The organism is Piscinibacter defluvii, from assembly GCF_004011805.1.
Lineage (GTDB): Bacteria > Pseudomonadota > Gammaproteobacteria > Burkholderiales > Burkholderiaceae_C > Piscinibacter > Piscinibacter defluvii.
Window position 1 is genome coordinate 1 of sequence record NZ_RCHJ01000034.1, and the last position, 25,381, is coordinate 25,381.

General features: G+C 69.9%; 19 protein-coding genes, 8 tRNA genes and 1 pseudogene. 10 read left to right on the forward strand and 18 right to left on the reverse strand.

Annotated features, from left to right (window positions below; all coding sequences use genetic code 11):
• Positions 1-59: 59 nt before the first annotated feature.
• Positions 60-1,181 (forward strand): annotated as a pseudogene (locus D9C15_RS30880) (NAD-binding protein); the annotation flags it as partial.
• 5 nt (positions 1,182-1,186) lie between these two features.
• Complete coding sequence (locus tag D9C15_RS30885) at positions 1,187-1,741, forward strand: adenine phosphoribosyltransferase (protein ID WP_128003340.1); 555 nt, start codon at positions 1,187-1,189, stop codon at positions 1,739-1,741.
• A 4-nt stretch (positions 1,742-1,745) separates the two neighbouring features.
• Here the strand turns inward: D9C15_RS30885 and D9C15_RS30890 are convergent, their stop codons facing one another.
• The 6 genes from D9C15_RS30890 to rpmH form a co-directional block, all read right to left on the reverse strand.
• A complete protein-coding gene (locus D9C15_RS30890) occupies positions 1,746-2,213 on the reverse strand; it encodes a cyclic nucleotide-binding domain-containing protein (protein ID WP_112191101.1) in 468 nt (155 codons plus the stop codon).
• Between the two features lie 125 nt (positions 2,214-2,338).
• Positions 2,339-3,718, reverse strand: a complete 1,380-nt coding sequence (mnmE, locus tag D9C15_RS30895) for a tRNA uridine-5-carboxymethylaminomethyl(34) synthesis GTPase MnmE (RefSeq protein ID WP_128003341.1) — start codon at positions 3,716-3,718, stop codon at positions 2,339-2,341.
• A gap of 245 nt (positions 3,719-3,963) precedes the next feature.
• Positions 3,964-5,697, reverse strand: a complete 1,734-nt coding sequence (gene yidC / locus D9C15_RS30900; RefSeq protein ID WP_128003342.1) for a membrane protein insertase YidC — start codon at positions 5,695-5,697, stop codon at positions 3,964-3,966.
• Positions 5,694-5,972: a membrane protein insertion efficiency factor YidD gene (gene yidD / locus D9C15_RS30905; RefSeq protein WP_128003364.1), complete on the reverse strand. Its 279-nt coding sequence runs from the start codon at positions 5,970-5,972 to the stop codon at positions 5,694-5,696. Before yidD ends, yidC begins: the two co-directional genes overlap by 4 nt.
• Before the next feature lie 45 nt (positions 5,973-6,017).
• Positions 6,018-6,485 (reverse strand): ribonuclease P protein component, encoded by a 468-nt coding sequence (locus tag D9C15_RS30910; protein ID WP_240668665.1) that lies wholly within the window; start codon positions 6,483-6,485, stop codon positions 6,018-6,020.
• A 49-nt stretch (positions 6,486-6,534) separates the two neighbouring features.
• Positions 6,535-6,669: a 50S ribosomal protein L34 gene (gene rpmH / locus D9C15_RS30915; RefSeq protein WP_112191104.1), complete on the reverse strand. Its 135-nt coding sequence runs from the start codon at positions 6,667-6,669 to the stop codon at positions 6,535-6,537.
• Between the two features lie 254 nt (positions 6,670-6,923).
• On the opposite strand from rpmH, the gene dnaA reads away from it, so the two are divergent.
• From dnaA to gyrB, 3 genes are all read left to right on the forward strand, one after another.
• Entirely contained in the window at positions 6,924-8,369 is a 1,446-nt protein-coding gene (dnaA, locus tag D9C15_RS30920; protein ID WP_128003343.1) for a chromosomal replication initiator protein DnaA, read from the forward strand.
• Between the two features lie 234 nt (positions 8,370-8,603).
• Positions 8,604-9,710, forward strand: coding sequence for a DNA polymerase III subunit beta (dnaN, locus tag D9C15_RS30925; protein ID WP_128003344.1), 1,107 nt, complete (start codon positions 8,604-8,606; stop codon positions 9,708-9,710).
• Between the two features lie 85 nt (positions 9,711-9,795).
• Positions 9,796-12,294 (forward strand): DNA topoisomerase (ATP-hydrolyzing) subunit B, encoded by a 2,499-nt coding sequence (gyrB, locus tag D9C15_RS30930; RefSeq protein ID WP_128003345.1) that lies wholly within the window; start codon positions 9,796-9,798, stop codon positions 12,292-12,294.
• 73 nt (positions 12,295-12,367) lie between these two features.
• Here gyrB and D9C15_RS30935 read toward each other — a convergent pair.
• The 9 genes from D9C15_RS30935 to D9C15_RS30985 all read right to left on the reverse strand — a co-directional run bounded on the left by D9C15_RS30935 (position 12,368) and on the right by D9C15_RS30985 (position 14,556).
• Positions 12,368-12,438: transfer RNA gene (locus tag D9C15_RS30935), tRNA-His, on the reverse strand.
• A gap of 19 nt (positions 12,439-12,457) precedes the next feature.
• A tRNA-Pro gene (locus D9C15_RS30940) sits at positions 12,458-12,533 on the reverse strand.
• A 72-nt stretch (positions 12,534-12,605) separates the two neighbouring features.
• Positions 12,606-12,682: transfer RNA gene (locus tag D9C15_RS30945), tRNA-Arg, on the reverse strand.
• Position 12,683: 1 nt separating this feature from the next.
• Positions 12,684-12,769: transfer RNA gene (locus D9C15_RS30950), tRNA-Cys, on the reverse strand.
• Between the two features lie 5 nt (positions 12,770-12,774).
• A tRNA-Trp gene (locus tag D9C15_RS30955) sits at positions 12,775-12,850 on the reverse strand.
• A gap of 5 nt (positions 12,851-12,855) precedes the next feature.
• Positions 12,856-12,942, reverse strand: a tRNA-Tyr gene (locus tag D9C15_RS30960).
• A 5-nt stretch (positions 12,943-12,947) separates the two neighbouring features.
• A tRNA-Arg gene (locus tag D9C15_RS30965) sits at positions 12,948-13,026 on the reverse strand.
• A gap of 233 nt (positions 13,027-13,259) precedes the next feature.
• Positions 13,260-13,335, reverse strand: a tRNA-Gly gene (locus D9C15_RS30975).
• Positions 13,336-14,076: 741 nt separating this feature from the next.
• Positions 14,077-14,556: a hypothetical protein gene (locus tag D9C15_RS30985; RefSeq protein WP_128003346.1), complete on the reverse strand. Its 480-nt coding sequence runs from the start codon at positions 14,554-14,556 to the stop codon at positions 14,077-14,079.
• 245 nt (positions 14,557-14,801) lie between these two features.
• Between D9C15_RS30985 and D9C15_RS30990 the strand changes: the two genes are divergently transcribed.
• The 4 genes from D9C15_RS30990 to arsA all read left to right on the forward strand — a co-directional run bounded on the left by D9C15_RS30990 (position 14,802) and on the right by arsA (position 20,239).
• On the forward strand, positions 14,802-15,308 hold the full coding sequence (locus tag D9C15_RS30990; RefSeq protein WP_128003347.1) for a MarR family winged helix-turn-helix transcriptional regulator: 507 nt from the start codon (positions 14,802-14,804) through the stop codon (positions 15,306-15,308).
• A complete protein-coding gene (gene arsN2 / locus D9C15_RS30995) occupies positions 15,299-17,116 on the forward strand; it encodes an arsenic resistance N-acetyltransferase ArsN2 (RefSeq protein ID WP_128003348.1) in 1,818 nt (605 codons plus the stop codon). The genes D9C15_RS30990 and arsN2 overlap by 10 nt, the downstream gene beginning before the upstream one ends.
• A 9-nt stretch (positions 17,117-17,125) precedes the next feature.
• A complete protein-coding gene (locus D9C15_RS31000; protein WP_128003349.1) occupies positions 17,126-18,352 on the forward strand; it encodes an MFS transporter in 1,227 nt (408 codons plus the stop codon).
• Positions 18,353-18,418: 66 nt separating this feature from the next.
• On the forward strand, positions 18,419-20,239 hold the full coding sequence (arsA, locus tag D9C15_RS31005; protein ID WP_310734539.1) for an arsenical pump-driving ATPase: 1,821 nt from the start codon (positions 18,419-18,421) through the stop codon (positions 20,237-20,239).
• A 15-nt stretch (positions 20,240-20,254) separates the two neighbouring features.
• Here the strand turns inward: arsA and D9C15_RS31010 are convergent, their stop codons facing one another.
• From D9C15_RS31010 to D9C15_RS31020, 3 genes are read right to left on the reverse strand one after another with little or no spacing between them, the layout of a single operon-like run.
• Positions 20,255-21,610: a sigma-54-dependent transcriptional regulator gene (locus D9C15_RS31010; protein WP_128003350.1), complete on the reverse strand. Its 1,356-nt coding sequence runs from the start codon at positions 21,608-21,610 to the stop codon at positions 20,255-20,257.
• Entirely contained in the window at positions 21,607-23,094 is a 1,488-nt protein-coding gene (locus D9C15_RS31015) for an ATP-binding protein (protein ID WP_128003351.1), read from the reverse strand. The genes D9C15_RS31010 and D9C15_RS31015 overlap by 4 nt, the downstream gene beginning before the upstream one ends.
• 7 nt (positions 23,095-23,101) lie before the next feature.
• A complete protein-coding gene (locus D9C15_RS31020; protein ID WP_128003352.1) occupies positions 23,102-23,980 on the reverse strand; it encodes a substrate-binding domain-containing protein in 879 nt (292 codons plus the stop codon).
• A gap of 189 nt (positions 23,981-24,169) precedes the next feature.
• Between D9C15_RS31020 and D9C15_RS31025 the strand changes: the two genes are divergently transcribed.
• Entirely contained in the window at positions 24,170-25,360 is a 1,191-nt protein-coding gene (locus tag D9C15_RS31025) for a 4Fe-4S binding protein (protein ID WP_164886934.1), read from the forward strand.
• Positions 25,361-25,381: the final 21 nt, after the last annotated feature.

Here is a 25,381-nt window from a genome sequence, read left to right on the forward strand (position 1 = left end):
CCCGCGCCAGTGCTAGCTTTGCGTACCGTCACTTATTGCACTGAAAACGAGGAGACCCCGACTGGCGCCCGGTGATCGACCAGTGGGGCCTGGTGCTGCTGCTGACGCTCGGGCCGGTGCTGGCGAAGTTCCTGCTCGTGGCGGCGCTGGCGCGTGCCTTCGGCGCCGCGCCGGGCGTGGCGCTGCGCACCGGTCTCTACCTGGCGCAGGCCGGCGAGTTCGGCTTCGTGCTGCTCACGCTGGGTGCGGCCAACGCGCTGATCGACCCGCAATGGCTCAGCCCGGTGCTGGCCAGCATGGTGCTGTCGATGCTGGCCACGCCGCTGCTGATCATGTACAGCAACCGCATCGTGATGCGGCTGTCGGCCAGCGACTGGCTGATGCAGTCGGTGGCGATGACCACCATCGCCAAGCGCTCGATCAACACCGCCGCGCACGTGATCATCTGCGGCTACGGGCGCAGCGGGCAGAACCTGGCACGCATCCTGGAGCTCGAGCGCATTCCCTACATGGCGCTGGACCTGGACCCGGACCGCGTGCGCCAGGCCGCCGCCGCCGGCCAGAGCGTCGTGTTCGGCGATGCGGCGCGCCTGCAGAGCCTGATGGCCGCCGGCCTGGCGCGCGCCAGCGCGGTGGTGGTGAGCTACCACGACATCCCCTCGGCGCTGAAGATCCTGCGCCTGGTGCAGGACCATGCGCCCAAGGTGCCGGTGATCGTGCGCACGCTCGACGACAGCGACATGGAGCGGCTGCGCGCCGCGGGCGCCACCGAAGTGGTGCCCGAGGCCGTGGAGGGCTCGCTGATGCTGGCCAGCCACGCGCTGGCGCTGGTGGGCGTGCCGATGCGGCGCGTGCTGCGCGTGGTGCAGGAACAGCGCGACGCACGCTACAACCTGCTGCGCGGCTACTTCCACGGCGCCGACGACGACACCGTCGACGAGCTGCAGACCGAGCGCCTGCACAGCGTGACGCTGCCGCCGGCCGCCGCCAGCATCGGCCAGACGCTGGCGGCCCAGGCGCTGCACGCGGTGGGCGTGTCGGTGCTGTCGGTGCGGCGCGCCACCGGCGCGGTCGGCCAGCCGGCCGACGACCTGGTGCTCGGCGCCGGCGACACGCTGGTGCTCTCCGGCCTGCCGGAGCCGCTCGCGCTCGCCGAGGCCAAGCTGCTGGGCAGGAGTTGAGAACCATGCACGACGAGCTGGAACGCCCGACCGAGTACATCAAGCGCCACATCCGCACCGTGCCCGACTGGCCGGCGCCGGGCGTGATGTTCCGCGACATCACGCCGCTGCTCGCGAGCCCGCGGGTGTTCCGCGTGCTGATCGATCAGTTCGTGCACCGCTACTTCGACGTGCGGCCGAGCGCGATCGCCGGGCTCGATGCGCGCGGCTTCATCATCGGGTCGGTGCTGGCCTACGAACTGAACGTCGGCTTCGTGCCGATCCGCAAGAAGGGCAAGCTGCCCTTCACGACGGTGGAGGAGACCTACGAACTGGAGTACGGCTCGGCGACGGTGGAGATGCACACCGACGCGGTACAGCCCGGTGACCGGGTCGTGCTGATCGACGACCTGATCGCCACCGGCGGCACCATGATGGCCGGCATGCGCCTGCTCGAGCGGCTCGGCGCCCAGGTGATCGAGGGGGCCGCGATCGTCGACCTGCCGGAGCTGCAGGGTTCGGACAAGCTGCGTGCGGCCGGGCTGAAGCTGTTCACCCTCGTATCGTTCGAGGGCCACTGAGCCTTCAGGTGAAAGGCGTCTGCTTCGAGAGATTGGCGCGCATGCGCACGGCCATCACGTTGCCGGCGGCGCGTAGCAGCTCGAGCGCGAGCGCCGGCGTGCGCTGACACAGCTCCTCGAAACGCGGGCCGCGCAGCGCCCACACCTCGCACACCGTCATGGCCTCGACGTTGGCCATGCGCGGCCCGTCGGTGAACAGGCCCGGCTCGCCCACCACCGAACCAGCGCGCAGGATGGCAATGCGGTTCGCGCCCGGCGCACCACCCGAGACGAACACCTGCAGCGAACCCTGCGCGAGCATGTACATCGTGCGGTCGGCGTCGCCCTGCTTGACCAGCAGGTCGCCGGCGCGGATCTCGTGCCGCGTCAGGTAGGGCGCGATCACACGCCACTGGTCCAGGTTCAGCCGCGGGCGGAAGGCGTCCTCCGCGTTGAGCGTCTGCATGGCCTGAACCAGCCGGGTGATGTCCATCGTGAGTGATCCTTGGTGGCAGTGGACGGGGTCGCAATCGCCCCGCGCCGATTATCGACCCCGCACGTGGGCCTCTCAACCGATCATCGGCGGACGCCGACCGCCGGTCGGTGCAGCGCACGACTTTACTTCCCGATACAGAAGCGGCTGAAGATCTCGCCCAGCAGATCCTCGCTGCTGAACTGGCCGGTGATCTCGCCCAGCGCGTCGTGCGCCAGGCGCAGCTCCTCGGCCAACAGGTCGAGTGCCGCGTCGTGCCGCTCGGCCAGCTCCGCAGCGCGGCCGAGGTGCTCGCGCGTGCGGCGCAGCGCCTGCACATGGCGCGTGCGGGCGATGAACAGGCCCTCGGGCGGCGCATGCCAGCCGGCCAGCTCGAGCAGTCGCTCGCGCAGCGCCTCGAGCCCGACGCCGGTGCGGGCCGACAGGGCGAGGCCCTCTTCGCCCGCCGGCCGGTCCGCCAGGTCGGCCTTGTTGAACACGGTCAGCAGCCGGCCGCGCTCCCTCAGCGTGGCGGGCAGGCGCGCGCGGATCGCGGCGTCGGCGGCCGCGTGGGCCGGGTCGGCGAGACGCGTCAGGTCGCGCAGCAGCAGCACCGCGTCGGCGGCCTCGATCGCCGCCCAGGTGCGTTCGATGCCGAGCCGCTCGACCTCGTCCTGCGCCTCGTCCGGCGCGCGGATGCCGGCCGTGTCGATCACGTGCACCGGCACACCCTGGATCTGGATGGTCTGCTGCACCTTGTCGCGCGTGGTCCCGGGGATCGGCGTGACGATCGCCAGCTCGGCCCCGGCCAGCGCGTTCAGCAGCGAACTCTTGCCGACGTTCGGCTGGCCGGCGATCACCACCGTCATGCCCTCGCGCAGTAGCGCGCCGCTGCGCGCGCGCTCGAGCACGCCGTCCAGCGTCGCAATGGCGCGCGCGAGCCGGCCGGCAGCGTCGGCCCGCTCGAGGAAGTCGATCTCCTCCTCGGGAAAGTCGAGCGTCGCCTCGACCAGCATGCGCAGCTCGACGAGGCGGTCGCGCAGCGCGCCGACCTCGTGCGAGAAGGCACCGGACAAGGATCGACCTGCGGAGCGCGCCGCGGCCTCGGTGCTGGCGTCGATCAGGTCGGCCACGGCCTCGGCCTGCGCCAGGTCGAGCTTGCCGTTGAGGAAGGCGCGCTCGGTGAACTCGCCCGGCCCGGCCAGGCGCAGACCCGGCATCGCCTCCAGGCAACGCGCCACCAGCAGCTGCAGCAGCACCGGCCCGCCATGGGCCTGGAGCTCGAGCACGTCCTCGCCGGTGTAGGAGTGGGGCGCGGGAAAGTGGATCGCGAGTCCCTGGTCGATGGGCTGGCCGGCGGCGTCGCGGAACGGGCCGTAGCTGGCCACGCGCGGTGCCAGCCTACGCCCGCAGAGCGCCTCGATCAGCGCCCCCAGACCGCGCCCGGAGACACGCACGATGCCCACCGCGCCGCGGCCGGGCGCCGTGGCGACGGCGACGATGGGATCGTGGTGGCGCGGCAGCATGGCCGCGGATTGTCGCCGCGGGCGGGGCGCACCCGCCTGGAGTGCGCCCCGCCGGGCTGTTGGCGCGGGGGGAAATGGCGTCCGGCCCGGACGGGCCGGTCCGTTGCATCGCCCGAGCCGGCCGGCGCACGAAGCGGGGGCTATGCCGCCGTGTCGTACCGGGTCATGCCCCGCATGGAACCGTCGCGCCCATCGTCGCGCCGGCTCCGGCACGGCAACAGCCCCCAGGCGGGGGGACCGGCCCCCTACTTGCCGAGCACGCCCAGCTGCTTGTTGATCAGGTACTGCTGCGCGATCGACAGGATGTTGTTCGTCAGCCAGTACAGCACCAGGCCGGCCGGGAAGAAGAAGAACATCACCGAGAACATCAGCGGCATGATCCACATCATCTTGGCCTGCACCGGGTCCGGCGGGGTCGGGTTCAGCCAGGTCTGCAGCAGGCTGGTGCCGGTCATCAGCAGGGGCAGGATGTAGTACGGATCGATCGCCGAGAGGTCGTGGATCCAGCCGATCCACGGCGCGTTGCGCATCTCGACGCTGGACAGCAGCACCCAGTACAGCGCGATGAAGAACGGCATCTGCACGAAGATCGGCAGGCAGCCGCCCAGCGGGTTGACCTTCTCCTCGCGGTAGATGCGCATCATCTCCTGCTGCATCTGCTGCGGCTTGTCCTTCAGCCGCTCGCGCATCTCCATCACCTTCGGGTTGATGGCCTTCATCTTGGCCATCGAGCGGTAGGCGCTGGCATTGAGCCAGTAGAACGCCACCTTCAGCACCACCACCAGGGCGACGATCGCCCAGCCCCAGTTGCCGATCAGCTTGTGCAGCTGGGTCAGCAACCAGAACAGCGGCTTGGCGAGGATGGTGAACCAGCCGTAGTCCTTCACCAGCTCGAGCCCGGGGGCCAGGGCGGCGAGCTTGTTCTCCTCCTGCGGGCCGGCGAACAGTTGCGACTCGAAGGCCTTGCTCGAGCCCGGCGCGACCTCGCCGACGGGCAGGAACATGCCCATCCGGTAGACACGGGCGTTCTGACCGGTCGTCGGGTTGGGCATGTCGAGCTTGCCGGAATAAAACTCGCGCGGCACCTTGGCACCAATACCGCCATCGACCAGCCAGGCCGAGGCAAAGTAGTGCTGCACCATCGCCACCCATCCGTTGTCGGCACTGGTCGCGTGGCCCTGCTTGTCACCTGCCTCGCGCTTCTCGATCGCGCTGAACTCGACCTTCTGGAACTTGGCTTCGTCGGTGTAGACCGCCGGTCCCGTGAACGTGAAGTAGAGCTTCGACTCGCCCGGTGGCGGGTTGCCGTCACGCACCAGCTGCAGGTACAGCTGAGGGTTGATGGCGCTGCCGGAGCGGTTGACCACCTCGTGCCTCACGCCGACCACGTAGTCTCCGCGGCGGAAGGTGTAGGTCTTGACCAGCTGCACGCCGCCGACCTCGGGCGACTCGAACTTCACTTCGAGCGTGTTGCTGCCCTCCTTCAGCGTCGTTTCGCCGGGAAGCAGCGTCATCGGCGTCTGGTGATTCGGCAGGGTGGTCCCGCCGGCGGGCGGGATCAGCCCGGTCTCGGCCACGTACATGCGCTGAGCCGAGCGGTCGAACAAGGTGACGTTCTTCGTCCGGTCGTTCTGGTCGTGGTAGCCGAGCAGCTCCAGGTGCACCAGCGTGCCGCCGGTCGGGTCCAGGGTCGCCTTCACCACGTCGGTGGTCACGGTCACCGGTTGCACGGCAACGGCCGGCGCCGCCGTGCCGGCCGGCACGGCCCCCGGCGCGGTCGCCGCACCGGTGGTGCCGGCGGTCGGCGCGGGCAGGGCGGCGGTGCCGGTGGCGGCAGCCGGCGGCGCGCTGGCGGCAGGACGGGCCGGCGGCGGCCCGAACAGCGAGGGCTGGCCGTTGTGCCGATTCCATGCGTCCCAGATCAGGACGAGCGACATCGAGAACACCACCCACAGCAGGGTGCGGCGCATATCGGTCATGGAGGACTCTGGTCGGAAAGGGAGGCGGGGTCGGCAAAGCGGCGGAACAGCCCGGGCACCCGCGCGGGCACCGGGTCGAGCCCGCCCTCGCACCAGGGATGGCAGCGCAGCACACGTGCGGCGGCCAGGTAGCTTCCCGCTGCCGCGCCGTGCCGTTCCAGCGCGGCCAGCGCATAGGCCGAACAAGTCGGCTCGAAGCGGCAGGCACTGCCCAGCCATGGGCTCAAGAACAACCGGTAGCCGCGAACCAGCAGCATCAGGCAACGACGCGGCAGGTCACGCAGGGCCCGCAGTGCGGCCGGCATCATGGCGTCTCCGATTCAGGGGCCGGCGTGCTCGGCGCCGTCCAGCAGGCGAGCCAGCTCGGCCCCGGCATGCTCGCGCAAGGCCTGCGACGCGGCGCTCGGGAAACGCTCGCGGTCGAACGGGGCGCGCAGCCGGACCACCCACAGGCCACCGGGCAGGCGGGCTTCACGGGCCACCAGGGCCTGGCGGATCTGTCGCTTGAGCAGGCTGCGCGTCACGGCTCGCCGGGCATGCCGCTTGGGCAGCACGATGCCCAGCCAGCGCTGCGCCGAACGGCCTGCGGCGGGCGAGTCATCCACAGTGGCTCCGACAACCGGGACATGCCCTGTTGACAAGTCGTTCGCCACGAGCCTTGGAAGCGCTTTCGATCGCGTGGTGGGCGACCCGGCCAGGTGATGCAGCGCGAAATGCGCGCTGCGGCTGCGCGGCGGGCAACGCAGGACCCGTTCGAAGTCCACGGAGCGCACGATCCGGTCGATCACGCGGAACTCGGTGGCCGGGCGCGGGCCGGGAGCGTCGGGCGTCGGCGCCTCAGACCGACAGGCGCTTGCGGCCCTTGGCTCGGCGGGCGTTGATGACGGCACGGCCGCCACGGGTCTTCATGCGCACGAGGAACCCGTGCGTGCGGGCCCGGCGGACCTTGGAGGCTTGGTAGGTGCGTTTCATGGCTGCTCTTCTGTCGGCTGTTCTGTCGACTGTTCTGTCGGTTGTACGTTCCGGAAGTCGGTCGTCCCGACCCACCGGGAATGCCCCGGCGAACCCGCGATTACAGCAAGGTTTTCGTTCCAGGTCAATGACTTAGCCCGATTCGGCCAGGGTCTTGCCTCCGCTCGGCCGCGGCGCCTTGCTGTGGATAACCGCTTCCGCGCCGGCCCGGCATGGCTACAATCCGCCTGCTCCGAGAAGAACTTTTCCACAGCATGAGCGCCGACCTGTGGCAGCGTGGCTGCGAGCGACTCGCCGCCGAACTGCCCGAGCAACAGTTCAACACCTGGATCCGCCCGCTGCCGCCTGCCGAGGTCACGGAGCAGGGGGAGGCTGGGGCGGTCGTGACCGTGCGGGTCCCCAACCGCTTCAAGCTCGACTGGATCCGCAACCAGTACGCCGGGCGCATCGAATCCGTTCTCTCGGAGCTGGCCGGCAAGCCGGTGCGCCTGGACGTGACGCTGGCCCCACGCGACGGTGCCACCACTGGCCGGCCCGGCCTGGCCGCTCCGGCCGGCCCGCTGACGCCGATCCAGGCGCTCGCCGCGGCCAACGGTGGTGACGGCGCGCCCCGCACGGCGGCCCCGGAACCGGCCCCGCGCAGCAGTGCCGCGCCGTCGCCTGCCTCGATCGCCGCCACGCGCTCGCGCCTGAACCCCTCGCTGACCTTCGACACGCTGGTGCCGGGCCGCGCCAACCAGATGGCCCGCACCGCCGCGCTGCACGTGGCCGGCGCGCCGGGGCAGATGTACAACCCGCTCTTCATCTACGGCGGGGTCGGCCTGGGCAAGACACACCTGATCCACGCCGTCGGCAACGCGCTGCTGGCCGACCGGCCCGATGCCCGCATCCTGTACCTGCACGCCGAGCAGTTCATCACCGACGTCGTGCGCAACTACCAGCGCAAGACCTTCGACGAGCTGAAGGCCAAGTACCACTCGCTCGACCTGCTGCTGATCGACGACGTGCAGTTCTTCGCCGGCAAGGAGCGCACCCAGGAGGAGTTCTTCAACGCCTTCGAGGCGCTGCTGGCCAAGCGGGCGCACATCATCATGACCAGCGACACCTACCCCAAGGGCCTGGTCGACATCGACGAGCGCCTGACCTCGCGCTTCGACGCCGGGCTGACCGTGGCCATCGAGCCGCCCGAGCTCGAGATGCGCGTCGCGATCCTGATGCGCAAGGCCGAGCAGGAGGCCTCGCCGATGCCCGAGGACGTGGCCTTCTTCGTGGCCAAGAACGTGCGCGCCAACGTGCGCGAACTGGAAGGGGCGCTGCGCAAGATCCTGGCCTACTCGCGCTTCAGCCACAAGGACATCAACATCCAGCTCGCCCGCGAGGCGCTGAAGGACCTGCTGTCGATCCAGAACCGGCAGATCGGCGTGGAGAACATCCAGAAGACGGTGGCTGACTTCTACAAGATCAAGGTCGCCGACATGTACTCGAAGAAGCGCCCGGCCAGCATCGCCCGGCCGCGCCAGATCGCGATGTACCTGGCCAAGGAGATGACGCAGAAGAGCCTGCCCGAGATCGGCGAACTGTTCGGCGGGCGCGACCACACGACGGTGCTGCACGCGGTGCGCAAGATCTCGGGCGAGCGGCAGAAGAACGCCGAACTGAACCAGCAGCTGCACGTGCTGGAACAGACCCTCAAGGGCTGAGGCCCGCGCACGCAGCGAATGTCAAGTGACAAGCCTGGGGACAACCATCGAACAAGCCGGCACTCATCCACAGCGGCAGCGCCCGGCGCCGGGTTGTGCGGTTTTCGTCCGCCCCGTGCCAGGTGCCCCGCCCACAGGGTTTGGCGCCGGCAAACCCTTGTCCGGACAAGCGAAAATCCGCCTTTCCACAGGAACGGCCGCCCTCTACTAAAACGACCAGCTTAAGAGGTTCACATGATTGTCTTGAAGGCAACTCAGGAAAAAGTCCTCGGCGCGCTGCAGGCGGTGGCCGGCATCGTGGAACGGCGGCACACCCTGCCCATCCTGGCCAACGTGCTGATCCGCAAGACGGGCGCCCAGGTGGAGCTGACCACCAGCGACCTGGAGATCCAGGTGCGCACCACGGCCGATCTCGACGGCGATGCGGGCAACTTCTCTACCACCGTCGGCGCGCGCAAGCTGATCGACATCCTGCGTTCGATGCCGGCTGACCAGACCGTCACGCTCTCGAGCGCGCAGAACAAGCTGACGTTGCAAGGCGGCAAGAGCCGCTTCACGCTGCAGACGCTGCCGGCCGACGACTTTCCGCTGGTGCAGGAGGCCGCCGACTTCGGTCCGATGTTCAGCGTGCCGCAGAAGACGCTGAAGGGCCTGATCAACCAGGTGCACTTCGCGATGGCGGTGCACGACATCCGCTACTACCTCAACGGCATCCTGTTCGTCGCGGAGGGCAAGAATCTCACCCTGGTGGCCACCGACGGCCACCGCCTCGCGTTGGCGCAGGCCACGCTGGACGTCGAGATTCCCAAGCAGGAGGTCATCCTGCCGCGCAAGACCGTGCTCGAGCTGCAGCGCCTGCTCAAGGACGAGGACACGCCGATCGAGATGCGCTTCGCCGGCAACCAGGCCAAGTTTGTGTTCAGCGGCATGGAGTTCGTCACCAAGCTGGTCGAGGGCAAGTTCCCGGACTACAACCGCGTGATCCCGAAGAACCACAAGAACTCGGTGACACTCGGCCGCGCGCCGCTGCTGGCGAGCCTGCAGCGCGCCGCCATCCTGACCAGCGAGAAGTTCAAGGGCGTGCGTGTCAACATCGAGCCCGGCATCTTGCGCATCGCCTCGAGCAACGCCGAGCAGGAAGAGGCCAAGGAAGAGCTCGAGGTCGACTACGCGGGCGACACCATCGAGATCGGCTTCAACGTGACCTACCTGATCGACGCGCTCACCAACATGAGCCAGGAGATGGTGCGCGTGGACCTGCAGGACACCAACTCGAGCGCGCTGATCACCGTGCCCGAGCAGGCCGGCTTCAAGTACGTGGTGATGCCGATGAGGATCTGAGGCCCGACCTGGCCGACCCTGAGCGAGCGGGCTGCGGCCCGCTTGCGCGTTTCTCCCGACCGGCGACCCCGGTGCGAAAGCTGTGATGAGCGACCTTCCGAACACCCCCGAGAACGCCCCGAAGCCCGTCGACGGCTACGGCGAGAACAGCATCCAGATCCTCGAAGGGCTGGAGGCGGTGCGCAAGCGCCCGGGCATGTACATCGGCGACACCTCCGACGGCACCGGCCTGCACCACCTGGTGTTCGAGGTGGTCGACAACTCGATCGACGAGGCGCTCGCGGGCTACTGCGACGACATCCTCGTGACGATCCACACCGACAACTCGATGTCCATCATCGACAACGGCCGCGGCATCCCGACGGGCGTGAAGATGGACGACAAGCACGAGCCCAAGCGCAGCGCGGCCGAGATCGCGCTGACCGAGCTGCACGCCGGCGGCAAGTTCAACCAGAACAGCTACAAGGTCTCGGGTGGCCTGCACGGCGTGGGCGTGAGCTGCGTGAACGCACTGTCGAAGTGGCTGCGGCTGACGGTGCGCCGCGAGGGCAAGGTGCACTTCATGGAGTTCCGCAAGGGCGTGCCGCAGGAGCGTGTGCTCGAGCAGCGCGAGGGCTTCGAGGTGTCGCCGATGAAGATCATCGGCGAGACGGAGAAGCGCGGCACCGAGGTGCACTTCCTGCCCGATGAGGAGATCTTCAGCAACGTCGACTTCCACTACGACGTGCTGGCCAAGCGCCTGCGCGAGCTGAGCTTCCTGAACAACGGCGTGAAGATCCGCCTGGTCGACGAGCGCAACAACAAGGAAGACAACTTTGCCTTCGCCGGCGGCGTGAAGGGCTTCGTCGAGTTCATCAACACCGGCAAGAAGGTGCTGCACGGCAACGTGTTCCATGCCACCGGCGAGAAGAACAGCGACCAGGGCACCACCATCACCACCGAGGTGGCGATGCAGTGGAACGACGGCTACAGCGAATCGGTGCTGTGCTTCACCAACAACATCCCGCAGCGCGACGGCGGCACCCACCTCACCGGCCTGCGCGCCGCGATGACGCGGGTCATCAACAAGTACATCGAGGACAACGAGCTCGCGAAGAAGGCCAAGGTCGAGATCGCCGGCGACGACATGCGCGAAGGCCTGTGCTGCGTGCTCAGCGTGAAGGTGCCCGAGCCCAAGTTCAGCAGCCAGACCAAGGACAAGCTGGTCTCCAGCGAGGTGCGCGGCCCGGTGGAAGACGTGGTGAGCAAGGCGCTCACCGACTACCTGCTCGAGAACCCGAACGACGCCAAGATCATCTGCGGCAAGATCGTCGAGGCCGCGCGCGCCCGCGAGGCGGCTCGCAAGGCGCGCGAGATGACGCGCCGCAAGGGCGTGCTCGACGGCATGGGCCTGCCCGGCAAGCTGGCCGATTGCCAGGAGAAGGATCCGGCGCTCTCGGAGATCTACATCGTCGAGGGTGATTCCGCCGGCGGCTCGGCCAAGCAGGGCCGCGACCGCAAGTTCCAGGCGATCTTGCCGCTGCGCGGCAAGATCCTGAACGTCGAGAAGGCACGCTACGAGAAGCTGCTGTCCAGCGACGCGATCCTCACGCTCATCACCGCGCTGGGCACCGGCATCGGCAGCGAGGACTTCAACGTCGACAAGCTGCGCTACCACCGCATCATCATCATGACCGACGCGGACGTGGACGGCGCCCACATCCGCACCCTGCTGCTGACCTTCTTCTACCGCCAGATGCCGCAGCTGGTGGAGCGCGGGCATGTCTACATCGCGCAGCCGCCGCTCTACAAGGTCAAGCTCGGCAAGGCCGAGCAGTACCTGAAGGACGACCACGAGCTCGACGCCTACCTGCTGCGCGTGGCCCTGACCGATGCCCGCCTGGAGACCGGCGTGCCCGGCGCGGCCGTGCTGCAGGGCGACGCGCTCGAGACCCTGGCGCGCCAGTACGTGCTGGCCAACCACGTGGTGCAGCGCCTGTCGAACTGGATGGACGTGGAGGCCCTGAGGGCACTCGCCAACGGCCTGGAGCTGAACCTCGACACGCTCGAGGCGGCCGAGGCCTCGGCGCTGGCCATGAAGCAGGCGTTGCACGGCGCCGAGGTGGTGGCCGAGTTCGACACCCGTACCGACAAGCACCACCTGCGCATCAGCCGCATGCACCACGGCAACGCGAAGAGCAGTGTGATCACGGCCGACTTCATTCACGGCGCCGACTACGAGGCCCTGGCCACGGCCGGCAAGACCTTCAAGGGCCTGGTGGCCAGCGAGGCCGTGGTCAAGCGCGGCGAAGGCGAGAAGCTGAAGGAAGCCAAGGTCGGTGATTTTCGCCAGGCCATGGCCTGGTTGATCCAGCAGGCCGAGAACGCGGTGGGCCGCCAGCGCTACAAGGGTCTGGGCGAGATGAACCCCGAGCAGCTCTGGGAGACCACGATGGACCCGGCCGTGCGCCGGCTGCTCAAGGTGCAGATCGACGATGCCATCGAGGCCGACCGGGTGTTCACCATGCTGATGGGCGACGAGGTCGAGCCGCGACGCGACTTCATCGAGTCCAATGCGCTGCGGGCGGCGAACATCGACGTCTGAGGAACTGTGTCTGATCTCGATAGTGGTCCGGGGTGGGCACGATCCACCGGCCATTTCCTGGCATGCGCTTGGGGGTGACCGGCCGGAGTCGAACCGGCACCAGCGGGTTCACGGCCCACGGCTCTGCCATTGAGCTACGGCCACACCCAAGCGCACGCTTGTCTGGTCTCGGTGGCAGGTCTCGAACCTGCGACCACGTGTTCCCGAAACACGCGCGCTGCCAACTGCGCCACACCGAGATGAAGCTGGTACCCGCGACCCCGGCCCTATCAAGACGTTGCTCTGCCATCTGCGGTACCGGGGAAGCGAACTGGTGCCTCGTCGCCGATTCGAACGGCCGACCCGCCGGGTAGAAGCCGGCTGCTCTGGTCCGCTGAGCTGACGAGGCCTGGACTCGACGATCCGATTCGAACGGATGCGGGCTTGCGCCTGCGGCTTTGCAGGCCGCCGCCTTCGACCACTTGGCTACGTCGAGATGTCTGGCACCGGACCACGGAATCGAACCGCGAACCTTCGGCTTTGGAGGCCGCTGCTCTGCCCGTTGAGCTAGCCCGGTAGGGCTGGTGGGTGCGGATGGATTCGAACCACCGTGTCCTCGTGGGAGACTGCTTTACAGGCAGCCGCAATCGGCCACTCTGCCACGCACCCATTGATGGCACCTCGTGCACGACTCGAACGTGCGACCTCCGGCTTCGTAGACCGGCGCTCTTGATCCAGCTGAGCTAACGAGGTTCTGACTGTCTGGCGCCGAAAGAGGGAATCGAACCCCCGACGCGCGCGCCTTCAACGCGCCGCTCTACCTGCTGAGCTACGAGGGCGATGGAGATCCACTTCGGCTGTGCCCAAACGCGAGCATCCCGTCGGATGTGGTGTCTCGCTGCACGTGGCTCAGGCCTTGGGTCGCGCACATCCCGCACCGCCAACACCATGTCGCGCGGCAACGGTGTGAAAGGACACACCCGAAGTGGAGCGGATGACGAGTCTCGAACTCGTGGCCTCGACCATGGCGTGGTCGCGCTCTGCCTGCTGAGCTACATCCGCACAGGTTGCGAGGTCGTCCATCGGCCAGTACCGAGGTCGCCTCGCAGCAAGTTGTCAAAGAGCACCCACCGTCGCCGGTGGTGCGATCCATCGATCGCGGGTCTGCGCCGATGCGCAGGCCGGTTCAAGTCAGAAATGAAGAAGGCCCGGATCCTTTCGGAATCCGGGCCTCTGCGTGCAGAGCTTGGAGGGTGCGCCTCTACGCGCGGCCCTCTCCCGGATGCAGTCGGCCTTCGTTCCGACCAAGCTGCGAGCGGCCAAAGGATGGCTCGAATCGGCAGCCCATCGGACAGGCCTGATGCAAGGCGACGTCGCATGCGCCCAGCGACCCCATCGCGGCGGCGCGCACGAACGCGACCAGACCCTTCATGGGTCGGTTGGTTCTGGTGGCGTGCCTGGGTGTCACGATGAAGCTCCTAGACGGAAGCGGTGCTCGATGAGCGGGGGACGCGGACTGTAAATAGTCTTTACCCCCGCCGTCAACCCCCTGCGACGATGTGGTCTGAGCTCGCTGCATCGCGCACAACAAGTGGCTCGCGCGACCATCGGCCGACGACAGAACGCCCAGGCGCTCGCCCAGACGCATTCGATGCGCTGGCAAGGCTGCGACGTGAGCAAGGCGCGACAGAGGCGCGCGGAATCGGCTTCCGCCCGGCAAGTCACCAGGGCGACCGGTTCGCTGCCTGGACTTCGGCGCAGTCGTTCCCGCGCCCGCGGGTTGATCCCCGAGCGGGACGACGCCTAGCCGCTCTGCACACCAGCGGCCTGGAACGCTCGCACCAATGCCGTCGGCGTCAGCTTGCGCAGTTCGGCGAGAGAGTGCAATTGCTCCTTGCCGCAGCCGGTGCAGTGGTAGACCGCCGCGGTCAGGTCGATCCTGAGGTCCGGTTGATCGGGCAGGGCAGGCTTGATGTCAAAGCTGTGGCGGTGATCCGGCTTGGGTTCGAGCTCGCGACCGCAGTCCCGGCAGAAGAAGTGCTTGAAGACCAGTACGCCCTTCTCCTCGCCAGCCGGCAGCTTCGCTTCGTCCTCTTCAAGCCGGTTCAGCAGCCTCAGCGGAAACTCGGCGTCGAGGAACTGCTTGTGTCCGTTGGAGCAAACCAGCACGTTCAAGCCTTGCACAGTCACGCTCAAGGCCTTCTCGTCGCCGGTGGCCGGTTCGAGCCTCCGCAGCGTTGTCGCCGTGTGGCACGTCCTGCAGGATCGGTAGGTGTCGGGCATCGTGACCTCCGTGTCGCGAGCGTACGAGCGTCACCCGGCGCGGCAACGACGTGTGATCCACGTGACGACACACCGGCGCGCCTGGGGTTTTACGCCTTGAAGGCGGATCCGACCAGCGTTTCGCGTCGTATCCCTGAGGCCTGTCGGGCCGGCGGTCTCCGACCCAGGCCCGCGCATGTAGTTGCTATTGACAACCGGCCGAGACGAGCCTAAGGTGCGCGCATATCGTTGCTATCCACAACCACATGAACACCGCCCTGTCGAAAGCGCAACTGCCCGGCGAATTGCTGCGCGAGGTGGCGCGCCTCTACACGCGCGCGCAGCGCGCCGTGGCCGAGTGCTGCCGCACCAGCACCACGCAGTGCCACCTGCTCGTCGAGCTCGGGCGTTCCGGGCCTCTGCCGCTCAACGAGATCGGCGCGCGCCTGAGCCTGGAGAAGAGCTGGGTGTCGCGGGCCGTCGAGGGGTTGGTCGAACGTGGCTGGGCGACGAAGGAACCGAATCCGCTCGACGCGAGAAGCTGGCTCGTCACGCTCACCGCCGATGGCGAAGAGCGCGTGCGCGAACTCAACGCCACGCTCGACAACCACGCGGCGCGCGTGCTCGAACACCTGAGCGAGCGCGACCGCGCCAGCGTCGAGAAGTCCTTGCTGATCCTGCTGAAGGCCCTGCGCGAGGACATCGACATCGCCTCCTGCTGCCCTGCGCCACAGGCCTCGGCACGTACCAAGGTGGGAAAGTCATGCTGCTGAACAGGAACGTCTCGCTGCGGCAGGCCGGCGCGGCCGATTGGCCCGCCGTCGAGGCGCTGCTGCTGGCGAACAAGCTGCCCACCGAGGGCGCGCGCCAGCACCTGCCCACCTACCTGCTGGCCGTGAGCAACGGCGAGGTCGTCGGTTGCGCCGGCGCCGAGGTCTATGGCGACATCGCACTGCTGCGATCGGTCGCCGTCGCGCCCGGCCTGCAGCGCCGCGGCATCGGCCAGTTGCTGGTCGAGCGCCTGTTGCTCGAAGCCTCGCGCCGGCAGATCCGCCGCCTCTACCTGCTCACCGTCACGGCGCCCGAGTACTTCGCCCGCTACGGCTTCAAGCGCGGGAAGATCGCGGAGGCCCCCGAAGCCCTCAAGGCCTCGGCCGAACTCCAGGGCGCCTGCCCGGCCTGCGCCGTCTTCATGTCGCTGACGCTGGCGGAGACGAAGGCGCCCCGCACCGACCTGCCGGTCGCCGTGATCGGCGCCGGCCCGGTGGGCCTGGCCGCCGTGGCGCGCCTGATCGAACGTGGCATCGAGCCGCTGCTGCTCGAAGCCGGCGACAGCGTCGGCACCAGCCTGCGCGACTACGGCCACGTGCGCCTGTTCTCGCCCTGGCGCTACAACGTCGACCCCGCGATGGCCGCGCAGCTCGACGGCACGGGCTGGACCGCCCCGAACCCCGACGAACTGCCGCTGGCCGGCGAGATCGTCGAGCGCGTGCTGCAGCCCTATGCGGCACTGCCGGCCGTGCATCGAGCGCTGCACCTGAACACGAAGGTCACGGCCATCAGCCGCGAAGGCTTCGACAAGGTCAAGACCACCGGCCGCGAGAGCGCGCCTTTCGTGATCCGCGCCGAACGCAACGGCCAGCCGGTCGAGTTCCGTGCCCGCGCCGTGATCGATGCCAGCGGCACCTGGTCCACGCCCAACCCGCTGGGCGCGAACGGCCTGCCGGCGATCGGCGAGCGCGAGAACGCTTCAGCCATCTTCTATGGCATTCCCGATGTGCTGGGCCGCGACCGCGCGCGTTATGCCGGCCGGCGCACCCTGGTCGTCGGCGCCGGGCACTCGGCGGCGAATGCACTGCTGGCACTGGCCGAACTGGCCGAGGCGGCGCCGGGCACGCGCCTCGCGTGGGCCGTGCGCTCGCCGGTGCTGACCCGTGTCTTCGGAGGCGGCGACGCCGACGCATTGCCCGCACGCGGGCAACTCGGCTCGGCGCTGAAGTCGCTGCGCGACAGCGGCCGCATGGCGTTCGTCAGCGGCCTGCGCATCGCCGAAGTGGCACGCACCGGCGCCACGCTCACCGTGCGGGGCCTCGACACCGAGGGCCAGCCCGTGGTGCTCGAAGGCATCGACCAGATCGTCTGCGCGACCGGCCAGCGCCCCGACCTCGCGATGGTCGGCGAGCTGCGCCTGAAGCTCGATCCGTGGCTCGAGTCCACCGAAGCGCTCGGCCCGCTGATCGATCCCAACCTGCACAGCTGCGGCACGGTGCGCCCGCACGGCCATCACGAGCTGGCGCACCCGGAGCCCGGCTTCTACACGCTGGGCGTCAAGAGCTACGGCCGCGCCCCGACCTTCCTGATGGCCACCGGCTTCGAGCAGGCACGATCGGTCGTTGCCGCCATCGCCGGTGACCTGGCGGCCGCCGAGCGTGTCGAGCTGGAACTGCCGGAGACAGGGGTGTGCGGCCTGGGTGTTGCCGATGCCGGCAAGGGCGGCACGGCCTGCTGCGGGAACGGCGAGCCCGTCCCCGTGGCCGTGCCTGCGCAGAAGGCGCCAGCTGCCGCCCGCTGCTGCGGCTGAGCCGGCGCCATGAACGAGTCCGCCCAGGCCCGCACCGTTGTCCCGCTGGGCCTGGCCCAGACGCTGGCCTGGGCGTCCTCGTACTACCTGCCGGCCATGCTCGCGGCACCGATGGCACGCGACCTCGGCGTCGCCACGCCGACGGTCTTCGCAGCCTTCTCGGCGGCGCTGGTCGTCTCCGCCATCGTCGGCCCGTGGTCGGGCCGCCTGATCGACCACCATGGCGGCCGGCCCGTGCTGATGGGCACGAGTGTGCTGTTCGCCGCCGCGCTCGTCGCGCTCGGCATGGCCGACAGCGCGCCAGCCTTGTTTGCGGCCTGGGCCCTGATGGGCATCGCGATGGGCAGCGGGCTGTACGAGGCGGCCTTCGCGTCCCTCGTGCGCCTGTACGGTCACGACTCGCGCAACGCGATCACCGGCATCACGCTGATGGCAGGCTTCGCGAGCACGGTCGGCTGGCCGCTGACGGCCTGGCTCGAAGCCCGCTTCGGCTGGCGAGAGGCCTGCTTCGCCTGGGCCGGCCTGCATCTGCTGGTGGGGCTGCCGCTCAATGCCTGGCTGCCGAGTGCCCGCGCGATGCCGCACGGCGAGGGCAGCCAACTGCCGATGCCCCCACCCAGCGCCGCTGCGTCGCCGGACGCACCATCGGCCCGGCTGACGAGCATCCTGCTGGCCTTCGTGTTCGCGGCGACCTGGTTCATCAGCACCGCCATGGCCGCGCACCTGCCGCGCCTGATGCAGGCGGCCGGCGCCAGCCTCGCCGTCGCCGTGGCGGTGGGCGCCCTGGTCGGCCCGGCCCAGGTGGCAGGGCGACTGCTCGAGTTCGGCTTGCTGCGCCGCGTGCACCCGCTGCTGTCGGCGCGGCTGGCCGCGCTGGCGCATCCGATCGGGGCCGCGGCCCTGCTGCTCGCGGGACCGGCCGTGGCACCGCTGTTCGCCGTGCTGCACGGCGCGGGCAACGGCATCCTGACGATCGCCAAGGGCACGTTGCCCCTGGTGCTGTTCGGGCCGACGGGCTACGGCGCACGCCAGGGCTGGCTGATGCTGCCGGCGCGCGTGGCGCAGGCCATGGCACCCTTCCTGTTCGGACTGGTGCTCGATCGGCTGCACGCCGGTGCCCTGTGGCTCACTGCGGCGCTGGGCCTGACGGCCCTTGCCGCGCTGCTCTGGCTGCGAAGCCCGGCGGCCGCGACCGCCGGATCGCACGCGATGGCTCCGGAGCGATCCCGACCCTGAGCGGCGCGCAACGGGGGACTTGATCCATCGCAGGGGCGGCGCGGCGTGTGGCGGCATCCTTCGGCGGTGGCTTCGCGTCGACAGACCATCCCGGAGGACATCGCCATCACGCTCTCACTGCTGCAAGACCCACCGCGCTTCCTCTTCTTCACCGGCAAGGGCGGCGTGGGCAAGACCTCGCTGGCCTGCGCCTGTGCGCTGTCGCTCGCCGACGCGGGCCAGCGTGTCCTGCTGGTCAGCACCGACCCGGCCTCCAACCTCGACGAGATGCTCGGTGTCGCCTTGTCGGACCGGCCGCGGGCCATCCCGGGCGCGCCGGGCCTCGATGCGCTGAACATCGATCCCGATGCGGCCGCCGAGGCCTACCGGCTGCGCGTGATCGACCAGATGCCGCCCGGGAGCACGGACGCCGAGCGCGGCACCGTGCGCGAGCAGCTCTCCGGCGCCTGCACCACGGAGATCGCCGCCTTCGACGAATTCATCGGCCTGCTGGCGGGCGACGCCGAGGGCTACGACCATGTCATCTTCGACACCGCACCCACCGGCCACACGCTGCGCCTGCTGAGCCTGCCCAAGGCCTGGACGGGTTTCCTCGAAGACAACGACCGCGGTGCCTCCTGCCTGGGGCCGCACTCGGGGCTGAAGATGCAGGAGCAGCGCTTCCGCGCCGGTCTGGCCGCGCTCGCGGACCCTGCGCACACCGCCATCGTGCTCGTGACACGCGCCGATCGCGCAGCCTTGCACGAGGCCGCGCGCACCCACGCAGAACTGCTGGACCTGGGACTGGGCAATCAGCGCCTGGTGGTGAACGCCGTCTTCCGGGCCACGGCCGCGGGCGACGACGTGGCCGGTGCGCTGCAGGCGCTCGGCGAGGCGGCGCTCGCGGCGATGCCGGCGAGCCTCGCGGGCCTGCCGCAGGACCGCGTGCCCCTGCGCCCCTTCGACATGGTCGGCCTGCCCGCGCTGCGCGCCCTGCTGGAGCCGGATCGTGGGCCGCCGCGGACGAGCGCTGCGGCCATGCCGACGTTGAACGACGTCGCGTCGCTGCAGGCTCTGGCCGACGAACTGGCGCGCAAGGACCGCGGCCTGGTCATGGTGATGGGCAAGGGCGGCGTGGGCAAGACCACCATCGCCGCTGCCCTGGCCGTCGCGCTCGCCGAACGCGGCAGGACGGTGCACCTGTCCACCACCGACCCCGCAGCCCACCTGGCCGCCACGCTCGAGGGCAGCGTGCCGGGCCTGCAGGTCGACCGCATCGATCCGGTCGCGGAGACGCAGCGCTACGTCGACAAGATCGTGGCCAGCCGCGGGCGGGACCTCGACGAGGCCGGGCGCGCACTGCTGCTGGAGGACCTGCGCTCACCGTGCACCGAGGAGGTGGCGGTGTTCCACGCCTTCTCGCGCATCGTCAGCGAGGCACGCAGCGCCTTCGTCGTGCTCGACACCGCACCGACCGGCCACACGCTGCTGCTGATGGATGCCACCGGCGCCTACCACCGCCAGATGACGCGCGAGTTCGAGGCGTCGACCGCGGCGCGTGTGGTCACGCCGCTGATGCGCCTGCAGGACCCGGACTACACGCGCATCGTGCTCGTCACGCTGCCGGAGGTGACGCCGGTGTCGGAAGCTGCCGGGCTGCAGGAAGACCTGCGGCGTGCCCGCATCGAACCCTTTGCCTGGGTCGTGAATCGCAGCCTCGCGGCGTCAGGCACGCGAGACCCGGTGCTGGCGGCACGCCTGTCCGGCGAGGCCGCACAGCTCGCCCGTGTCGCGGACGGACTGGCGAAGCGAACCTACGTCGTGCCCTGGGTTCCCCAGCCTCCCGTGGGCATCGCCGCGCTGCAGCGACTCGTGCGCAGGGAGCCTGCGGCGTCCGCCGCCACCTGATGCGCGAGCCGACGCTCACCCGATCGCCAGGCGCTTCATGCGCTCCCAGAGGCTCTTTCGACTGATGCCCAGTGCATCGGCGGTGACGCCGATCTGGAAGTCGTGACGCTGCAGCGCCTGGCGGATGAACTCGCGTTCCTGCAGGCGCAGGAACTCCTCGAGCCGCGGCATCGGTGACTCGGTCGACGCTCTGTCCGGCGCGGCCGGAGGGGCGTCGTCGCTGCCGGTGTCCTCGCGCAGGAGCGACGTCTCGATGCGGTCGGACTCCGACAGCAGGCAGGCGCGTTCGATCGCATTGCGCAGCTCGCGCACGTTGCCCGGCCAGGCGCGACGCATCAGCGCCTGCTCGGCGTCGGTGCCCAGCGTACGCGGTGCGGCAGGGTGCGCCGCGTTCCAGGCCACGATGAAGCGCTGCGCCAGCCACGGCACGTCCTCGGGCCGCTCGCGCAGCGGCGGCACGCGCAGGTGCACGACGTTGATGCGGTAGTACAGGTCCTCGCGGAAGCGCCCGGCGCGCACCTCTTCGTTGAGCCGCTTGTGCGTCGCGAAGATCAGCCGCACCTGCACCGGCAAGGCCTGCTCGCCACCGAGCCGGGTGACGGCCCGGTCCTGCAGCACACGCAGCAGACGCGCCTGCAGTGCCAGCGGCATGTCGCCGATCTCGTCGAGGAACAGCGTCCCGCCGTGCGCCTGTTCGAACTTGCCGCGGTGCATGCGCGTCGCGCCGGTGAACGCGCCCTTCTCGTAGCCGAACAACTCGGCCTCGATGAGGGACTCCGGCAGGGACGCGGCGTTGACGGCCACGAAGGGCGCGTCGACGCCGGTCGTCTCGCGATGCAGGCAGCGCGCCAGTTCCTCCTTGCCGGCGCCGGACTCTCCGGTCACCAGCACCGAATCCCAGTTCGCGCCGAGGCGCGACACCATCGTGTGCAGGCGCCGGATCTCGCCCGAGACACCGAGCGGGCAGGCCTTGAGCACCGCCGCCGGATCACTGGGCGCGCTCGCTTCGGGCTGCAGCGCGCGCAGCCGGCGGATCAGCCGGTCCATGTCCAGCGGCTTGGTGAAGAAGTCGGCCGCGCCGCGCGCCAGCAAGGCCTCGCGCTGCGCGCTCGTGCCGTAGCCGGTGATGAAGATCCAGGGCCGCGCCTGCCAGGGCTCCGGCAGGCGCGCCAGCAGCTCGGGGCCTTCGACATCGGACAGGCGGATGTCGCTCACCACGGCGTCGGGCAGCGGCTTCCCCTGCCGGACGGCATTCAGCACCTCGGCGCCAGTGCGCCACCAGGTGCAATCGAATCCTTCGAGCTGCAGGCGCTCGGAGAGGGACTCGCCCATCAGCGGGTCGTCCTCGATCAGTGCGATGCGTGTCGTCATGTCGTCGGATGAAGGAACTCGGCCACGAGCACCGTCGTCATCGGTGCCTCGGCCGGGGCCAGCCGCAGCCGGCCGCCGGCGGTGTGCAGGATGCGCGCCGTGATCCACAGACCCAGCCCGAGGCGCCCTTGCGCCGAACGCTCGCTGCCCTGCGTCAGTGCGGCCAGCTTGGCCGCGTCGAGCGCGGCGCCGCTGTTGCCCACCCACACCGCCCAGGCCTCGGCGCTGTCCGCCGTCCAGACCCGCACCTCGCCGTGCGCGCCCGCCGCGGCAATGGCGTTGAGCGTCAGGTTCAGCAGCACCTGACGCACCGGCACGGCCGGAAGGGCGGCCAGCGGCATGGTCGCCTGCCAGTCGAGCCGGCAGCGCACGTGTTCGGCCTCGGGCCGCAACAGCAGCTCCAGGTCGCGCAGGTCCGATGCGGTCAGCGGATGGCGCTCGCTGCGTGCCTCGTTCAGCAGCGCCTGCACCGTCTCGTGCACCTGGCGCAGGCCGCGGTCCAGCAGGGCCAGGGTGCGCGACGTGGGTTCGTCCACGTTGCCGCGCAGGCGCCGGTTCTCGATCGCGGCCAGCATGCCGCCCAGCGGGTTGTTCACCTCGTGCGCGATGCCGGCCGTCAGCTGGCCGATGCTGGCCATGCGCTCGGCTTCCAGCATGTGCCGTTCCAGCTCCTGCTGCGCGGCGATCTGGTCCATCATCGCGGCGAAGCTGCGCCCGAGCTCGCCGACCTCGTCGCGCCGGCCGCACACCTGGTCGAGCTCCTCGCGCGCCGCCTGCGCGTCGGCGGGCGCGCGGCGGGGCATCGCCTGCATCACCTCGCGCAGCCGCGTCAGCGGCGCCGTCATGCGCAGGCCGACCACGCCGCCGGCCAGTGCCACCACCAGCATGGCCACGGCACCGAGGATGACGAGCTGCCTGATCACGGCCACCCGCTGCGCCTCGGTGAGCGCACGCGGATGGCTGGCGAGCACCACGCCGAGCAGGGCGTCCTCGTCGCCGACGATCGGCGTCGCGAGCACCAGCACACCGCTTTGCGCCACCTCGATGCGTGCCGGCGCGGGCGGCGAGCTCTCGAGCACGCGGCGCGCCGCCTGCGCCAGCGGTTCGGGCAAGGTGCTCAGGTGCTGGCCGAGCGGGTGCACACGCGGGCTGGGCGTGGCGAACACCTGGCCGCGCGCATCGAGCGCGACCACCTCGACGGCCTGCGCCGCAGCCGTCGCATCCAGAGGCTGCGTGGCCGCACGCATGGTCTGGAAGGCCTGCCAGACATCGTTGCGCAGCACCGGCTGCACCAGCGCCCGCGCGAGCGTGCCGGCGAGTCGCCGCGTCTCGGCCTCGGCGTTCGTCTCGACGTGGCGATCGACCAGCATGTAGGTCGTCGCCGCCACCAGGATGCCGGACACCAGCGCGACCAGCGTCAGCGCCAGCGGCACCTTGACGCGGTAGCCGAAGCTCGGGGCCACACCGGAGGCGGCGTCGGGCATCGCCGCCTCAGGCAATGGGGCCCTGCTCGCGCGCCATCTCGGCGATGCTGCGAAACAGGGACGGCTCGGCGGCCACGAAGCGGTCGAGCCGCAGGTCGCTCAGCACGGCGCGTCCCGATGGACGCGCCGGCATGTCGAACAGCGCGGCGGTGAAGTCCTTCACCTCCTGGTCGCCGACGCCGGCCGCGGCAACGATGGGCGGAAACCCGAAGTCCGGCGACTTCTGCAGCACGCGTGTCTTGCGGGTCAGTTCGGGATGCAGTTCAGCAAGCGTTTCCCACACGTAGCCGTCCACCGACCCGGCGCCGGCCAGGCCCTCGGCCACCGCGTCGACCACGTGGCGATGCGAGTGCGTGAAGAAGGTGCGGCCGAAGAAGCGGCCGGGGTCTTGGCCCTGGCTGCGCAGCAGGTGCTGCATGTACAGGAAGCCGGAGTTCGACAGCGGGTCCGAGTAGGCGAACGTGGCCCCCTTGAGGTCGCGCAGCGTTGCCGCTGTGCCCCTGGCATCGGCGATCAGGTAGCTCTGGTAGAGCGGTCTCCCGCGCCATTGCGGCACCGCCACCAGCTTCAGCTCGCGCTGGCGCAGCACATAGGGGTAGCCGCAGATCCACGCGAAGTGAACCTGCCCGGAGCGCAGCACGTCCAGCACCTGGGCGTAGGTGCTGCGCTGCACGAACTCGACCGGGTTGCCCAGCGCGGACTCGAGGTACTCGCGCCACTGCTGCAGCAGGCGCAGGCGCTCGTCGAGGAAGACCGGGGTCAGCGCGAAGCGCAGCACCGGCCCGCCCGGCCTGGCCCAGACCGAGGGCGAGCCCAGCACGGCCAACGCAGTGGCCAGGCAGCGACGACGCAGCGCTGATCGGTGGGGCGGGCGGCGACCGTTCATGGTTACCTCAAGGTAACGCATCTCCCCCGAAGAATCCCCTAGGCGTTACCAGTAGGTAACGCGCCCCTTCCCGACCCGACAGCGCAAGTGGTTGATGCAGAAGGATTTTCCGGTCAATCACGGACTGGCACCCCCCTTGCGATGGCAAGGCAGGCCACACCGAGACGCGATGTCGACACGCGTCCCACCATGACGCGCGGAGACAAGCCCCCCCAGCGACTGCGCCTGCGCAGCGACCTCGCCCTCGCCCACGAGGAAGGGGCCTGCCTGCCCCTGCGCAGCACCTACGGCCAGTGCCGTGCTTGCGCGCAGGCGTGCCCGGCCGAGGCGCTCACGGTCTCGGTCGCCAGCGTCGAGTTGTCGGACGCCTGCACGGGCTGCGGGCAGTGCACGGCCGCCTGCCCGACGCAGGCACTGACGCTTCCCGAGCTGGCGACGCTCGACGCGCCGGTGCCACCGGTCACCGAGCCCGTCGAGCTCCGCATCGAGTGCCGCATGGTGCCCGCCCAGGCCCATCGCGGCGAGACCCTGGTGGTGCCGTGCCTGGGCGCGCTGACCCCCGGCCACCTGATGGCACGCGCCGCGGCCGGCATCGACGTCGCGGTGGTCGACCGGGGCTGGTGCGTGGGTTGCGAGTCGAACTGCGCGAACGGCGTGCCCGCGCAACCCGCACGCAAGGCGCTGGATGTGGCCGCACTCTGGCTGGAGGCGGCCGGCAGCACACGTCGCCCGGTCATCGTCGACGCGCCGCTTGCCTTGTCGCTGCGACCCGAGGCCATTCCGCCCGCGCCGGACGAGGCCCCGGCGATCGACCGCCGTCGCTTCTTCCGAGCGGCGATCGAGAAGCCGGCCGGACGCCAGCGCGTCGATGCGACGCCGATGGGCGGCGATGGCCGTGCCGCCCACCCTGCCGACGCACGCCGCGCGTCGCCCGAACGCGAGCGCCAGCGCGACGCGCTGCTGCGCCTGACCGAGGAACTGGGCAGCGAGATGCCGGCCGAGTTCTACCCGCAACTGCACGCCGACCCGCGCTGCTGCGACCGGCGCATGTGCGTGGCCCTGTGCCCGACCGGTGCGTTGAACGCGGCCGACGACGGCGCGGCCTCGCACCTGCAGTGGTCCAGCGACCGCTGCATCGCCTGCGGCACCTGCGTGCGCGCCTGCCCCGAATCGGCCCTCACGCTGGCGCCGCACGGCGGCAGCCCGGGCCTGCACACCCTGGCCTCGCACCTTCGCGCGCGCTGCCCGGACTGCGGCGACACCTTCACGCCGACGGCCGACCAGACGAGCGCGGACGCCCCCGCGATCTGCCCGACCTGCGCCAAGTCGCGCCGCTTCATGGACGACGCGCGCCGCCAGCTGTTCGGCGCGCTGAACTGACCCACCCCGAGGACACCAAGG